Source organism: Geodermatophilus sp. CPCC 206100, assembly GCF_048569675.1.
In the GTDB taxonomy this organism is placed as follows: Bacteria; Actinomycetota; Actinomycetes; order Mycobacteriales; family Geodermatophilaceae; genus Geodermatophilus.
Genome location: NZ_JAQISV010000061.1, coordinates 1 through 13,506, shown reverse-complemented (window position 1 = coordinate 13,506; position 13,506 = coordinate 1). Strand labels below are relative to the sequence as shown.

The 13,506-nt window shown below is 75.0% G+C and carries 14 protein-coding genes; 5 read left to right on the top strand and 9 right to left on the bottom strand.

The genetic code is table 11. The annotated features are described in order from the left end of the window. Nucleotides 1-19: 19 nt before the first annotated feature. Genes ispF through PGN05_RS22885 form a run of 3 tightly spaced genes read right to left on the bottom strand, consistent with a single transcriptional unit; the run spans nucleotide 20 to nucleotide 1,711 of the window. The gene (ispF, locus tag PGN05_RS22895) at nucleotides 20-529 is read right to left on the bottom strand and encodes a 2-C-methyl-D-erythritol 2,4-cyclodiphosphate synthase (RefSeq protein WP_419754888.1); all 510 of its coding nucleotides are present in this window, start codon (nucleotides 527-529) and stop codon (nucleotides 20-22) included. Then, nucleotides 526-1,188 (bottom strand): 2-C-methyl-D-erythritol 4-phosphate cytidylyltransferase, encoded by a 663-nt coding sequence (gene ispD / locus PGN05_RS22890; protein ID WP_419754887.1) that lies wholly within the window; start codon nucleotides 1,186-1,188, stop codon nucleotides 526-528. Before ispD ends, ispF begins: the two co-directional genes overlap by 4 nt. A 40-nt stretch (nucleotides 1,189-1,228) precedes the next feature. Then, on the bottom strand, nucleotides 1,229-1,711 hold the full coding sequence (locus PGN05_RS22885; protein ID WP_269191666.1) for a CarD family transcriptional regulator: 483 nt from the start codon (nucleotides 1,709-1,711) through the stop codon (nucleotides 1,229-1,231). A gap of 131 nt (nucleotides 1,712-1,842) precedes the next feature. Here PGN05_RS22885 and PGN05_RS22880 point away from each other — a divergent pair, with 131 nt between their 5' ends. After that, the gene (locus PGN05_RS22880; protein WP_419754886.1) at nucleotides 1,843-2,691 is read left to right on the top strand and encodes a UbiA family prenyltransferase; all 849 of its coding nucleotides are present in this window, start codon (nucleotides 1,843-1,845) and stop codon (nucleotides 2,689-2,691) included. A gap of 18 nt (nucleotides 2,692-2,709) precedes the next feature. Here PGN05_RS22880 and PGN05_RS22875 read toward each other — a convergent pair whose 3' ends face one another. After that, the gene (locus PGN05_RS22875; protein WP_419754885.1) at nucleotides 2,710-3,603 is read right to left on the bottom strand and encodes a hypothetical protein; all 894 of its coding nucleotides are present in this window, start codon (nucleotides 3,601-3,603) and stop codon (nucleotides 2,710-2,712) included. A 10-nt stretch (nucleotides 3,604-3,613) separates the two neighbouring features. After that, nucleotides 3,614-4,207 carry an RNA polymerase sigma factor gene (locus PGN05_RS22870; RefSeq protein WP_419754884.1) on the bottom strand — a complete coding sequence of 198 codons (594 nt, stop codon included), beginning with the start codon at nucleotides 4,205-4,207 and terminating at the stop codon, nucleotides 3,614-3,616. Nucleotides 4,208-4,411: 204 nt separating this feature from the next. Between PGN05_RS22870 and PGN05_RS22865 the strand changes: the two genes are divergently transcribed. The 3 genes from PGN05_RS22865 (at nucleotide 4,412) to disA (ending at nucleotide 7,731) form a co-directional block, all read left to right on the top strand. Beyond that, complete coding sequence (locus tag PGN05_RS22865; protein WP_419754883.1) at nucleotides 4,412-5,122, top strand: hypothetical protein; 711 nt, start codon at nucleotides 4,412-4,414, stop codon at nucleotides 5,120-5,122. Nucleotides 5,123-5,180: 58 nt separating this feature from the next. Beyond that, entirely contained in the window at nucleotides 5,181-6,545 is a 1,365-nt protein-coding gene (gene radA, locus PGN05_RS22860) for a DNA repair protein RadA (protein ID WP_419754882.1), read from the top strand. A 100-nt stretch (nucleotides 6,546-6,645) separates the two neighbouring features. Continuing rightward, nucleotides 6,646-7,731 (top strand): DNA integrity scanning diadenylate cyclase DisA, encoded by a 1,086-nt coding sequence (disA, locus tag PGN05_RS22855; protein ID WP_419754881.1) that lies wholly within the window; start codon nucleotides 6,646-6,648, stop codon nucleotides 7,729-7,731. Between the two features lie 61 nt (nucleotides 7,732-7,792). Here the strand turns inward: disA and PGN05_RS22850 are convergent, their stop codons facing one another. After that, nucleotides 7,793-8,479 carry a MucR family transcriptional regulator gene (locus PGN05_RS22850; protein ID WP_419754880.1) on the bottom strand — a complete coding sequence of 229 codons (687 nt, stop codon included), beginning with the start codon at nucleotides 8,477-8,479 and terminating at the stop codon, nucleotides 7,793-7,795. Between the two features lie 77 nt (nucleotides 8,480-8,556). On the opposite strand from PGN05_RS22850, the gene PGN05_RS22845 reads away from it, so the two are divergent. After that, entirely contained in the window at nucleotides 8,557-9,456 is a 900-nt protein-coding gene (locus PGN05_RS22845) for an A/G-specific adenine glycosylase (protein ID WP_419754879.1), read from the top strand. 164 nt (nucleotides 9,457-9,620) lie between these two features. Here the strand turns inward: PGN05_RS22845 and PGN05_RS22840 are convergent, their stop codons facing one another. The 3 genes from PGN05_RS22840 to PGN05_RS22830 all read right to left on the bottom strand — a co-directional run. Next, complete coding sequence (locus tag PGN05_RS22840; RefSeq protein ID WP_419754878.1) at nucleotides 9,621-12,164, bottom strand: ATP-dependent Clp protease ATP-binding subunit; 2,544 nt, start codon at nucleotides 12,162-12,164, stop codon at nucleotides 9,621-9,623. 257 nt (nucleotides 12,165-12,421) lie between these two features. Further along, nucleotides 12,422-13,177: an MIP/aquaporin family protein gene (locus PGN05_RS22835; RefSeq protein WP_419754877.1), complete on the bottom strand. Its 756-nt coding sequence runs from the start codon at nucleotides 13,175-13,177 to the stop codon at nucleotides 12,422-12,424. After that, nucleotides 13,174-13,506: UGSC family (seleno)protein (locus PGN05_RS22830; RefSeq protein ID WP_419754876.1), on the bottom strand; the 333-nt coding region annotated here is incomplete at its 5' end. The genes PGN05_RS22835 and PGN05_RS22830, both read right to left, overlap by 4 nt.

The following is a 13,506-nucleotide window of genomic DNA, read 5'->3' as shown; positions in this document are numbered from 1 at the left end:
AGTCTACGGAGGCCGGCGCTCAGCCCGGCCCGGCGTCCACTGCCGCCGTCGGCACGACCAGCGCGGTCGCCATCGCCGCCCGCCCCTCGCCGCGGCCGGTGAGACCCAGACCGTCGGTCGTGGTCGCGGTGACGCTCACCGGGGCGCCCAGCGCGGCGGAGAGGACCGCCTCGGCCTCGCTCCGGCGCGGGCCCACCTTCGGGGTGGCGCCGACCAGCTGGACCGCGGCGTTGCCCACCCGCCAGCCGGCCTCGCCCAGCACCGCGCGGACGTGCTCGAGCACCGCCGCGCCGTGAGCCCCCGCCCAGCGCGGGTCGTCGGTGCCGAGCAGGCCGCCGATGTCGCCGAGCCCGGCGGCCGACAGGACGGCGTCAGTGAGCGCGTGAGCCACCACGTCGCCGTCGGAGTGCCCCGCGCAGCCGTCCGCGTCCGGCCACTCCAGGCCGGCCAGCCAGCACGCCCGCCCGGTCTCGATCGGGTGCACGTCGACGCCGATGCCCACCCGCGGCAGGCCGGCGGCCGCGCTCACCGGGCGACCTGCAGCTCCGCCACGGCGAGGTCGTGCGGGACGGTGACCTTCGCGGCGCGCTCGTCCCCGGCCACGGTCGCGACGGCGATGCCCGCGGTGCGGACCACGGCGGCGTCGTCGGTCAGCTCGGCGTCGGCGGGGAGCAGCGCGTAGGCGTCGGCCAGTGCGGCCCGGGAGAAGCCCTGGGGCGTCTGCACCCGGCGCAGCGTCTCGCGCGCGAGGGTGCCGGTGAGGTGGCCCTCGTCGTCCACGGTGACCGTGGTGTCGACGACCGGCAGGACCGGCACGACCGCGCGGGCGCCGGCCGCCAGTGCGGCGAGCACGCGGCCGACGACGTCCGGCGGGGTGAGCGGACGGGCGGCGTCGTGCACGAGGACGGCGTCGGGACGGTCGCCGGCCGCGGTGAGGGCGGCGCGGACCGAGGCCGTCCGGGTCGCCCCCCCGACGACCAGCCGCACGTCCATCGGCAGCACGGTGGCGAAGGCGCCCAGCTCCGCGGCGGGGACGGTGACGACGACGTCGCCCACACCGGCGTCCCGGAGGGTGTCGACCGCCCAGCACACCAGCGGCCGCCCGGCCAGCGGGACCAGCGCCTTCGGCCGGTCGGCCCCCAGACGCAGACCACTCCCGGCCGCTGCGACGATGCCGACAGCGTGCACGGGAGTGGTCTGGACGTGCGGGGTGTTCGCTGAGCGGGGCTCAGCTGGCGAGGACCTCGTCGAGCAGGATCTCGGCCTTGTCCTCGTTGGTGCCCTCGGCGAGCGCGAGCTCGCTCACGAGGATCTGGCGGGCCTTGGAGAGCATGCGCTTCTCGCCGGCCGAGAGGCCGCGGTCCTTGTCCCGGCGCCACAGGTCACGGACGACCTCGGCGACCTTGTTGACGTCGCCCGAGGCGAGCTTCTCGAGGTTGGCCTTGTAGCGGCGCGACCAGTTGGTCGGCTCCTCGGTGTGCGGGGCGCGCAGGACCTCGAAGACCCGGTTCAGCCCCTCCTGACCGACGACGTCACGGACGCCGACGATCTCTGCGTTGTCAGCCGGCACTCGCACGGTGAGGTCGCCCTGAGCGACCTTGAGCACGAGGTAGGCCTTCTCTTCGCCCTTGATGACCCGCTTCTCGATCGCCTCGATGAGCGCGGCACCGTGGTGCGGGTAGACAACGGTCTCGCCGACAGTGAAGCCCATGTGTGTGTGACCCCTTTCGCTGTCCACAGGTTACCACGGCAAACTGACGAAGGGGACCGCCGAGATTCGTAAACCCGCAGGTCAGCGCCTGTATGAAGTAGCCGGGAGGGGTTGACAGCAGCATGGTCGATGTGCCTGCACACCCCGTCCGGCCGGTCGCCACGGCTCGCGCGCTGGTGCTCGCCACCCACCCCGGACCGGCCGTCGCGGTGACGGTCGTGGCGACCCTGCTGGCGGTCGCCGCGGGAGTCCCCGCGGGCCGGGTGGTGCTCGTCGCCGCAGCCGTCCTCGCAGGTCAGGCATCGATCGGCTGGAGCAACGACTGGCTCGACGCCGACCGCGACCGGGCCGTCGCGCGGGCCGACAAGCCGGTCGTCCAGGGTGCGGTGTCGCCGTCGCTGCTGCGCTCGGTGGCGCTGGGATCCGCGGCCGTGGCGGTCGTCCTCTCGCTGCTGCTCGGCCCGGTCCCGGGGGTGCTGCTCCTGGTCCTGGTGGCCAGCGGCTGGGCCTACAACGCCGGCCTCAAGGCGACCGCGGCCTCCCTGGTCCCCTACGTGACCGGCTTCGGCGCGCTGCCGGCCGGCGTCGTGGCCGCGGCTCCGGGCGGGCCGGGCGCCCCGTGGTGGCTCGTGGCCGCGGGCGGGGCACTCGGCGCCGCCGCGCACCTGGCCAACGTCGCGCCCGATCTCGAGGACGACCTGGCCACCGGGATCCGTGGCCTGCCGCACCGGCTGGGCGCCCGCGTCGCGGCCGTCACCGGGGCGGCCCTGCTGGGTGCCGCCTCGCTGGTGCTGGTGCTCGGCCCCGACGGGCCGCCGACCGCCGCCGGGTGGGCCGGCCTGGCGCTGGCCGTGCCCGCGGTCGCGGTGGCCGCCCTGGCCGGCACCGCCCGCTTCCGACGGCTGGCCTTCCCCGCGGTGCTCCTGCTGACCGTCCTCGACGTCGTGCTGCTGGTGGCCGGCGGGGCCGCCCTCACCTGAGGGCGGCCCCGCCCACGGTCACTTCCGGCCGTTGCCGTTCCCGCCGCCGTTGCCGTTGCCGGGCCGGCTGTCGGCGACGGCCGGGGCCGGCTCCTGGGCCGCGGGCGCCTCGACGACCGGCTCCTGCACCTGCGGAGCCGGAGCGGCCTGCCGCTCCGCCCGCCGCTCGGCGTTGCGCGCGTGGGCCTGGCCGCTCACGGTCCCGCCGTCGACCCAGCCCTCCCGCGCACCCTCGCTGACCCAGCTGCCGTGGGACTGCCCGTCCACCGGGCCCTCCTCCCAGACCTGCTGCGGCGTCAGCGTGGGCTCGGACCCCACCCCGGGGACAGCCGGGTCCACGGGGGTGTCCGCGGTGGCGTCGCCGGGGGTGTCCGTGGCGTGGTCGTCACCGGTCTGGTCGCCGGTCCCGGTCCCGGTCTCGTCGCCGGTCCCGGGCTCCTCGCCGGTCACCGACTCCTCAGCGGCGCCCTCGACGGGCTCCTGGAGGGCGTCCTCCTCCTCGGAGGTCACCGGTGCCTCGACGACGGAGGTGGTGTCGTCCTGCGAGGCGACGACGGTGGTGGTCGCACCGGCGAGGGCGACGACGACGACGCCGGTGCCCGCGGCGGCCTTGGCGAGCGCGCCGGCGCCGACGATCTTGGCGACGAGAGTGGTGAGCAGCATGCGGGGCCTCTTCCGTGAGGTCCGGGCGGGGAGCCCGGCCGTCCCGGGGGACGGTTCCTGGTGGGTGGTGAGGAGACCGGTCGCCAGCAGCTCGGCCAGGGCCGCGTTCGGCCGCCCGGGGGCGGTGCCCTGGGCCCGGACCGCGTCGGTGAACGCGGCCAGGCCCGAGGCGCCGTCGGGCACGGGACGGCCCGCGAGGGCGGCCTGGAAGGCCTCCTCCGCGGCTCGGGCGTCAGCTGGAGTGGTCATCTCGTCCTCGTCATCGCCGCGCGGCCGCAGAAGGGTGCGCGGCGGCCACCACTCGATCGGGCGAACCGTCGTCCAGGGCCGTCCGGACGGTGCGCAGCCCGCGCCGCTGCAGCGCCTTGACCGAGCCGACCGACCGGCCCAGCACCTGCCCGACCTGCTCGACGGTCAGGTCGGCCAGGATCCGCAGCAGGATCACCGCACGCTGGTCGGTGGGCAGCTGTCCGCACAGCCGGTGCACGTCGGCGGTGCCGAGGCGGACGAGCGCGTCCTCCTCGGTGTCCCCGCCGGGCTGCCCGGCCAGCGGCGCGTCGTCGTCGCAGACCTGGGGCCGCCTGCCCCGGCGCCGCCAGTCGTCGACCAGGCGACGGTGGGCGATGGTGAACACCCAGGCGCGCAGCGCCGTCTCGTCGCCGCGGAAGGAACCGAGGCCGGTGAGGACGCCGATGAAGGTCTCGCTGGCCAGGTCGTCGGGCTCGGCCGCGCCGTGCAGCCGCAGGTACCCGGTGACAGCCGGGGCGAGGTCGCGGTAGAGCGCCTCGAACGCCCAGGCGGCACCGGCCTGGGCCGCCGCGAGGACGTCGTCGAACGGCAGACCCGTGCCCATCGACCTCTCCCCTCGCCGCGACCGGTCCCCCGGGTATCGGCAGGGCGCGGCCGGAACCGGACCCCTCTTCCCCCTTCCGGGCGGCCGGCCCGGCCCGCCCGCGGTGGCCCGGCCTCCCGGCGGCGGGCCGGGGGTGGGCGTTACGCTCGGCCTGACCCGGGCCATCGACGTGCGGTGGCCGGCACGTCCTGGAGGTCGACGGCTGTGAACCGCGCACTGCGCGCCGCCACTGTGGGTGCCCTGCTCCTGAGCCCGGTCGCGCTGGGCGCGTGCAGTGCCGGGCAGGTCCCCCAGACCGCGACCCAGAACCGGGACAAGGTCGGCCCCGAGGCCGAGGCCGGCGACATCACCCTGCGCCAGATCCGTCTCGAGTACCCCGACGAGGGTCGCTACGAGAGGGGCGACGACGCCCCGCTGACCATGGCGATCATCAACGGCGGCAACGAGGACGACGCGCTCGTCGGCATCGAGGGCGACTTCTTCGACGGCGTCGTCGTGACCGGCCAGGCGACCCCGTCCCCCGCTGTCCCGGCCTCGCCGTCGGCGACCGCGCCCGCCGCCGGGGGGACGGCGGCCTCGCCCTCCACGCCGGCGGTCCCCGCCGCCCCGACCACGACGGCCGCCAGCTCGAGGGTCGACATCCCGATCCCCGCCCGGTCCACCGTGTTCCTGGGTGGGTCCGACGGCGTCACCGTGGCGCTCGCCGACCTGGCCGAGGACATCACCACCGGCCGGACGGTCGAGCTGACGCTGACCTTCGAGCGCGCCGGCGACCTCACCGTGCCGGTCATGGTGGCCAACCCCGACCGTGCCCTGCCCCGCGAGGAGGCCTTCGACTTCCACCAGGAGGAGGGTGGCGCCGAGGAGGGCAGCGAGGACACCGCCCGCGAGCGCGAGGACGAGACCGAGAACTGAGCCCGACGCCTCCTGCGCGCCGCCGGGAACTGTCGTCCCCCGCGGTTAGCGTCGCCGCGTGCCCCCTGCAGGAGTGAAGTCCCGGCCCGCCCACCGCTGCACCGAGTGCGGCTACGGCTCGGCCAAGTGGGTCGGGCGCTGCCCGGAGTGCCAGGCCTGGGGCACCCTCCAGGAGGTCGGCGCGCCGGCCTCCCCGCTGCGCGCCGTGACCGCCGGTCCGGTGAGCGCGCCCGCGGTCCCGATCGCGCAGGTGGAGCTCGCCGCGGCCCGTGCGGTGCCCACCGGCATCGAGGAGTTCGACCGGGTGCTGGGCGGCGGCCTGGTCCCCGGCGCGGTGCTGCTGGTCGCCGGCGAGCCCGGCGTCGGCAAGTCCACGCTGCTGCTCGAGGTCGCCCACCGGGTCGCGGCCGCCAACGGCCCGGCGCTGGTGGTCTCCGGGGAGGAGTCCGCGGCGCAGGTGCGGCTGCGGGCCGAGCGGATCGGTGCCCTGCACGAGGAGCTGTACCTGGCGGCCGAGACGGAGCTGTCCGCCGTCCTCGCCCACGTCGAGCAGGTGGCCCCGTCGCTGCTGGTCCTCGACAGCGTGCAGACCATCCGCTCCCCCGCGGTCGACGGCACCGACGGCGGCGCCACGCAGGTGCGCGCCGTGGCCAGTGCCCTCACCGGGGTGGCCAAGAGCCGGGGGATGACCGCGATCCTGGTCGGCCACGTCACCAAGGACGGCGCGATCGCCGGGCCCCGCACCCTCGAGCACCTCGTCGACGTCGTCGTCTCCTTCGACGGCGAGCGGCACTCCACCCTCCGCCTGGTGCGGGCGACCAAGAACCGGTTCGGGCCGGCCGACGAGATCGGCTGCTTCGAGATCGGCGACCGCGGCGTGGTCGGGGTCCCCGACGCCTCGCACCTGTTCGTCTCCCGCCGCACCGCGCCGGTCCCCGGCAGCTGCGTCACGGTGACCCTGGAGGGCAGCCGCCCGCTGCTGGCCGAGGTGCAGGCCCTGGTGGCCGGCACCGGCGGCGGCGGGTCGCCGCGACGGGCGGTGAGCGGGCTGGACTCCCAGCGGGTGGCCATGGTCAACGCCGTCGTCGAGCGGCGCGGCGGCGTCCGCCTGGCCGACGCCGACGTCTTCGCCGCCTCGGTCGGGGGCGTGAAGATCGGCGAGCCGGCCGCCGACCTGGCGCTGGCGCTGGCCATCGCCTCGGCGGCCAAGGACGTGCCGCTGCCGCAGGGTCTGGTCGCCCTCGGGGAGGTCGGCCTGTCCGGGGAGATCCGGCGGGTCGGCGGCACCGGTCGCCGGCTGGCCGAGGCCGCCCGGCAGGGCTACCGGGTGGCGCTCGTCCCGGAGGACTCGGGCAAGGCGCCCCGCGGGATGAAGCTCATCGAGGTGGCCGACCTCGGAGCCGCGTTCGCCCGGTTCTTCTGAGCCCGTTCCACGACCCGGGAGGGTGAGGTCACTCACTGCCACCGGGCAGTACGGTGGGCCCCACGTAGACTCGCCCCGCCACCGACCGTCAGGAGCGCTCGTGCCCCCCGCTGTGGACCCCGAGGTCGCGCTCCGCGAACTCCTCGGCCGCATCGCCCCGGGGACGGCCCTGCGCGACGGCTTGGAGCGCATCCTCGCCGGGCGGACGGGCGCGCTGATCGTGCTCGGCTACGACCGGGTGGTGGAGTCCATCTGCACCGGCGGGTTCGCCCTCGACGTCGCCCTGTCGGCGACCCGGCTGCGCGAGCTGGCCAAGATGGACGGCGCGGTCATCGTCTCCTACGACGGCACCCGCATCGTCCGGGCGGGCGTGCACCTGATGCCCGACCCGACCGTCCCCACCGAGGAGTCGGGCACCCGGCACCGCACCGCCGAGCGGGTCGCGATCCAGACCGGCTTCCCGGTCATCTCGGTCAGCCAGTCGATGCACATCATCAGCGTCTACGTGGCCGGCCGCCGGTACACCCTCGAGCACCCGACGACGATCCTCGCCCGCGCCAACCAGGCCCTGGCGGCGCTGGAGCGCTACAAGCTGCGCCTCGACGAGGTGGCCAGCACCCTGTCGGCCCTGGAGATCGAGGACCTCGTCACGGTCCGCGACGCGATGAGCGTGAGCCAGCGGCTGGAGATGGTCCGCCGGATCGCCGACGAGATCGAGGGCTTCGTCGTCGAGCTGGGCACCGACGGCCGGCTGCTCGCCCTCCAGCTGGACGAGATGCTCGCCGGCGTCGAGGAGGACCGCGGCCTCCTGGTGCGCGACTACCTGCCCGGCGGGGCGCGGCGGCCGAAGACGATCGAGCAGGTCCTCAACGACCTGCGCGCGCTGTCGGCCACCGAGCTGCTCGACCTGTCCGCGGTGGCCCGCTGTTACGGCCTGCCCACCTCCGCCGACGCGCTGGACTCGCCGGTGAGCCCGCGTGGCTTCCGGCTGCTGGCCCGGGTGCCGCGCCTGCCGGCCGGCATCATCGAGCGACTGGTCGACCACTTCGGCGGCCTGCAGAAGCTGCTCGCGGCCACGATCGAGGACCTCCTGGCCGTCGAGGGCGTCGGCGAGGCGCGGGCGCGCGGCATCCGCGAGGGCCTGTCCCGACTGGCCGAGACCTCGATCCTCGACCGCTACAGCTAACGGCCCTCCTGCACGGACCCGCCGCGACCGTGCGAGCGGTGGGGGGCAGGACGGTCCTCTCTCAGGTGATGGCGAACGGGGCGTCGGGGCCGATCTTGGTGTCCAGCCGGCCGCGCACCGCGTACTGCCCCGGTCCCACCGGCTCGCGGGTGCCGGCGCAGCCCGGCTCGCTGGTCAGGCCACCCCAGACCAGCGGGAAGGCGACCTGCTCCCCCGGGGCGAGGGTCCGGGTGTCGCTGCTGGCCTCGGGGAAGCAGTCGTTGCTCCCCCACAGCCGGGTGCCCGCGCCGTCGACCAGCACGACCTCCTGCAGGCCCTTGTCCAGGGTCCGCACGCACGGCACCGGCGAGACGTTGGTGACCACGAGCTCGAAGGTCGGCTTGCCGCCGGAGGGTGCGCTGCCCGGCGTCCGGACCTCCAGGCCCACCATGTCGTCCGTGCAGGGGCCGCCCGGGGCGGGGCCGGCCGGGACGGGGTCCGGCGCCGCCGGCGGCGGCGTCGTCGCCGGGGTCGGGGTCTGCACGCTGGCCAGTGACGGGACGACCTGCTCCAGCGCGGGCGGCGGCGCCGCCTCGGTGGGCTCGGCCGACGCCGCGGCGGCGGTGCCCCCGCCGCTCCCGCCGCTCCCGGTCGCCAGGGCCACCGCCAGCCACCCGCCGCCGCCGAGGACGGCGACGAGCAGGGTCAGGACGAGCAGGCGCCGCCGCCAGTAGACGGCCGCGGGGAGGGGGCCGACCGGGTGCAACACGCCGAGAACGGTAGTGCGCCCCCCGCTCCTGACCTGCGGCGGCACGCCGTCCCGGTCAGACGGCACACTGGGACCCCGTGGACCGCAGCACCCGCCCCGCAGCACCGCCCGCCGACGACACCGGCGACGTCCTCGTCGACTGGTTCGCCACGGCCGCCCGCGACCTGCCGTGGCGGCGACCGGGGGTGGACCCGTGGGCGGTGCTGGTCAGCGAGGTCATGCTGCAGCAGACGCCGGTGGCCCGCGTCGAGCCGGTGTGGCGGGAGTGGACGGCGCGCTGGCCCACCCCGGCCGCCCTGGCCGCCACGTCCCCGGCCGAGGTGATCCGCGCCTGGGGCAAGCTCGGCTACCCGCGGCGGGCGCTGCGGCTGCGCGAGGCGGCCATCGCCCTGACCGAGCGGCACGGCGGGGTCGTCCCGGCCGACGTCGCGGCCCTGGAGGCCCTGCCGGGCATCGGCACCTACACCGCCCGGGCCGTCGTCTGCTTCGGCCACGGCCGGCCACAGCCCGTCGTGGACACCAACGTCCGGCGGGTCGTCGCCCGGCTGGTGCACGGCCGCGCCGAGGCGGCCCCGGCACGCGCGTCCGACCTCGCCGACGTCGCGGCGCTGGCGCCTCCGGACCCCGCGCGGGCGGTGCGGTTCTCGGTCGCGGCCATGGAGCTGGGGGCCCTGGTCTGCGTCGCGCGGACGCCGCGGTGCGGAGCCTGCCCGGTGCGGGACCGGTGCGCGTGGCGGCTGGCCGGCTGCCCGGCGTCCGACGGTCCGCCCCGCCGGGTGCAGCGGTTCCCCGGGACGGACCGGCAGGTGCGCGGCCGCCTGCTCGACGTCCTGCGGGACGCCGAGGGCCCGGTGTCGGCCACCCGGCTGGACGACGCCTGGGACGACGCCGTCCAGCGCGCCCGCTGCCTGGACTCGCTGCTGGTGGACGGGCTGGTCGAGCAGACCCCCGACGGCCGCTTCCGCCTCCCCGCCTGAGCCGCCCCACGCCGCGGTTGATGATCGTCGGGTGGCTGCCCGACGCGCCGGCGGCGGCCACCGGACGACGATGGTCGACGGGGTCGTCGGCGGGCGCCCCCGGACACGACGAAGGGGCCGCCTCCCTCACGGGAGACGGCCCCTGTCGCTGACCTACCCGGTCATCACTCCTTGCGGAGAGAGGGCCCCGGGGTGCCGTCCTCGTCGTCACCGACGGCCAGCGCGACCGGCGGCGTGTCGGGGAGGTCGATCGGCTTGGCCTCACCGCGGAAGGTGAACTTCTGCGCGGCGCCCTCGGCCTCGTCGACGTCCACCACGATGATCTGACCCGCGGTCAGCTCGCCGTAGAGGATCTTCTCCGACAGCGCGTCCTCGATCTCGCGCTGGATGGTCCGGCGCAGCGGCCGGGCACCCAGCACCGGGTCGAACCCGCGGGAGGCCAGGAGCTTCTTGGCCTCCTGGGTGACCTCGAGCGCCATGTCCTTGTTCGCCAGCTGGCCCTCCACGCGGGCGAGCATGAGGTCGACGATCTGGATGATCTCGTTCTCGGTCAGCTGGTGGAACACGACGATGTCGTCGATGCGGTTGAGGAACTCAGGCCGGAAGTGCTGCTTGAGCTCGTCGTGCACGCGCGACTTCATGCGCTCGTAGTTGGACTGGCTGTCGTTCCCGGCCTGGAAGCCGAGGCCGACGGCCTTGGAGATGTCCCGCGTCCCGAGGTTGGTCGTGAGGATCAGGATCGTGTTCTTGAAGTCCACGATCCGGCCCTGACCGTCGGTGAGCCGGCCGTCCTCGAGCACCTGCAGGAGCGTGTTGAACACGTCCGCGTGCGCCTTCTCGATCTCGTCGAAGAGGACCACCGAGAACGGCTTGCGCCGCACCTTCTCGGTCAGCTGACCGCCCTCGTCGTAGCCGACGTAGCCGGGAGGGGCACCGACGAGCCGCGAGACGGTGAAGCGGTCGTGGAACTCACCCATGTCGATCTGGATGAGCGCGTCGTCCTCACCGAACAGGAACTGGGCCAGCGCCTTGGCCAGCTCGGTCTTACCGACACCCGAGGGGCCGGCGAAGATGAACGAGCCACCGGGACGGCGCGGGTCCTTGAGGCCCGCCCGCGTGCGCCGGATCGCCTGGCTGACGCTCTTGATGGCCTCTTCCTGGCCGATGATCCGCTTGTGGAGCTCGTCCTCCATGCGCAGGAGGCGGGTGGTCTCCTCCTCCGTCAGCTTGAAGACGGGGATCCCGGTCCAGTTGGCGAGGACCTCGGCGATCTGCTCGTCGTCGACCTCGGCGACGACGTCCATGTCGCCGGCCTTCCACTGCTTCTCGCGCTCGGCCTTCTCCGCCAGGAGGGTCTTCTCCTTGTCGCGCAGCGACGCGGCCTTCTCGAAGTCCTGGGCGTCGATCGCCGATTCCTTCTCGCGGCGGATGCCGGCGATCCGGTCGTCGAACTCGCGCAGGTCCGGCGGGGCGGTCATCCGCTTGATCCGCATCCGGGCACCGGCCTCGTCGATCAGGTCGATCGCCTTGTCCGGGAGGAAGCGGTCGGAGATGTACCGGTCGGCCAGCGTCGCGGCGGCGACGAGCGCGCCGTCGGTGATGCTGATCCGGTGGTGCGCCTCGTAGCGGTCGCGCAGGCCCTTGAGGATCTCGATCGTGTGGGTGAGCGTCGGCTCGCCCACCTGGATCGGCTGGAAGCGGCGCTCGAGCGCGGCGTCCTTCTCCAGGTGCTTGCGGTACTCGTCGAGCGTGGTGGCGCCGATGGTCTGCAGCTCACCGCGGGCCAGCATCGGCTTGAGGATGCTGGCGGCGTCGATCGCGCCCTCCGCGGCACCGGCCCCGACGAGGGTGTGGATCTCGTCGATGAACAGGATGATGTCGCCGCGGGTGCGGATCTCCTTGAGGACCTTCTTCAGCCGCTCCTCGAAGTCACCGCGGTAGCGGGAACCGGCGACGAGCGCGCCGAGGTCCAGGGTGTACAGCTGCTTGTCCTTCAGCGTCTCGGGGACCTCGCCCTTGACGATCGCCTGGGCCAGGCCCTCGACGACGGCGGTCTTGCCGACGCCGGGCTCGCCGATGAGGACGGGGTTGTTCTTGGTCCGCCGCGACAGGACCTGCATGACCCGCTCGATCTCCTTGGCCCGCCCGATGACCGGGTCGAGCTTGGAGTCGCGCGCGGCCTGGGTCAGGTTGCGGCCGAACTGGTCGAGCACCAGCGAGGTGGACGGCGTGCCCTCGGCGGGGCCGCCGGCCGCGGCCGGCTCCTTGCCCTGGTAGCCGGACAGCAGCTGGATGACCTGCTGGCGGACGCGGTTGAGGTCGGCGCCCAGCTTCACGAGGACCTGGGCGGCGACGCCCTCACCCTCGCGGATCAGGCCGAGCAGGATGTGCTCGGTGCCGATGTAGTTGTGGCCGAGCTGCAGCGCCTCGCGCAAGGACAGCTCGAGCACCTTCTTGGCCCGCGGGGTGAAGGGGATGTGGCCGGACGGGGCCTGCTGGCCCTGCCCGATGATCTCCTCCACCTGCTGGCGGACACCCTCCAGCGAGATGCCCAGGGACTCGAGAGCCTTGGCAGCGACGCCCTCACCCTCGTGGATCAGGCCCAGGAGGATGTGCTCGGTGCCGATGTAGTTGTGGTTGAGCATCCGGGCCTCTTCCTGGGCCAGGACGACCACGCGGCGGGCTCGGTCGGTGAACCGTTCGAACATCTGCTGCTTCTCCTCTGACCGGCTGGTCCGGCGCTGCCCTCCCCGTGGTGGAGAGGAGCACCCGACGTCCGTCGGCGCGCGGGGGCACCGGTCTTTCCACTGTAGTCGCGGACCCCTCGCCACCGTCGGCACGCGGCCGGGGAAGTGGAGAGGGACTGCACGGTCCAACCGACGGGAACGGGGCGGTGTTCCGGTGCGGTTACGCCGTGAGCGGACGGCGCCGTGCGTGCCGCCGGGACCGCGGGGACGCCCGCGGCTCAGGCGACGCGTTCGGCGGCTTCGGCCTCGGCCGGCTCGCGACCCTCGCCGAGGAAGCGCGCGTAGACGAACGCCGCCAGCACCCCGCCGAGCACCGGCCCCAGGACGTAGGCCCACGCCGCGTCGAACCGACCAGCCACGATCATCGGGCCGAGGGCGCGCGCCGGGTTGACCGCCCCGCCGGACAGGGGGCCGGCGATCAGGACGCAGGCGGCCAGCGTGAAGCCGACGGCCAGCCCCGCGGAGGCCTTGGGCACGCGGGAGTCGGTGGCCACCGACACGATGGTGAGCACGAGGAAGAAGGTCACGACCGCCTCGATCGCCAGCACGCCGACGCTGCTCACGCCGTCCACCGGCAGCGTCGCGCCCAGCACGGCCTGCTCCCGGCCCGCGCCGCCGTGCAGGCTCCAGACCGTCAGGGCGGCGCACACCGCGCCGACCAGCTGGGCCGCCAGGTACGAGGGCACGTACCGCCACGGGAAGGTCCCCGTGGCGGCCAGCGCGAGGGTCACCGCCGGGTTGAGGTGGCACCCGGAGACGTGGCCGAGCGCGTTGACGAGGGCGACCAGGCTCAGCCCGAAGGCCAGCGCGACCGCCAGCGAGTCGAGGCCCGCACCGGCGATGGACCGTCCGATGACCGCGGCGGTCGCCACGGCCGTCCCGGCCAGGACGAGGAAGTAGGTGCCGATCAGCTCGGCGACGGCGACGCGGACGAGGTTCTGGCCGGTCCTGCTGCCGTAGAGGCCTTCTGTCACGGTGGTGCGCTCCTCGGGTGGGCTCGTCGGCCCACCCCGCAGATGCGCCCGCCCTCCGATGCCACCGCGGGGGCCCTCCCAAACCACGCCGGACCCGCACCTCCCGGGAGGGGCCGGGCCGGCGGGGGGGGCGGGCGGGCCCCCTCCAGGGCCCCCCCCGATCGCGGGGGGGGGGTCCACGGGCGTGACCGCCCGCCCCACGTCGGCCACGCCTCCCCCCGGAGGATCTCGAGGACCTGCGGGGCGGCGAGCTCGGCGGCCGCCCGGACGCCCTTCGGGTCGAGGCTGCTCACCGGGTGCGGGACGACGGCGTAGCGGTATCCCGGGGC

Bases quoted from the DNA above. Each gene is read 5' to 3' on its own strand.
- PGN05_RS22875 (WP_419754885.1), bottom strand. From the start codon at position 3,603: ATGACCACTCCAGCTGACGCCCGAGCCGCGGAGGAGGCCTTCCAGGCC.
- PGN05_RS22885 (WP_269191666.1), bottom strand. From the start codon at position 1,711: ATGGGCTTCACTGTCGGCGAGACCGTTGTCTACCCGCACCACGGTGCC.
- PGN05_RS22870 (WP_419754884.1), bottom strand. From the start codon at position 4,207: ATGGGCACGGGTCTGCCGTTCGACGACGTCCTCGCGGCGGCCCAGGCC.
- PGN05_RS22840 (WP_419754878.1), bottom strand. From the start codon at position 12,164: ATGTTCGAACGGTTCACCGACCGAGCCCGCCGCGTGGTCGTCCTGGCC.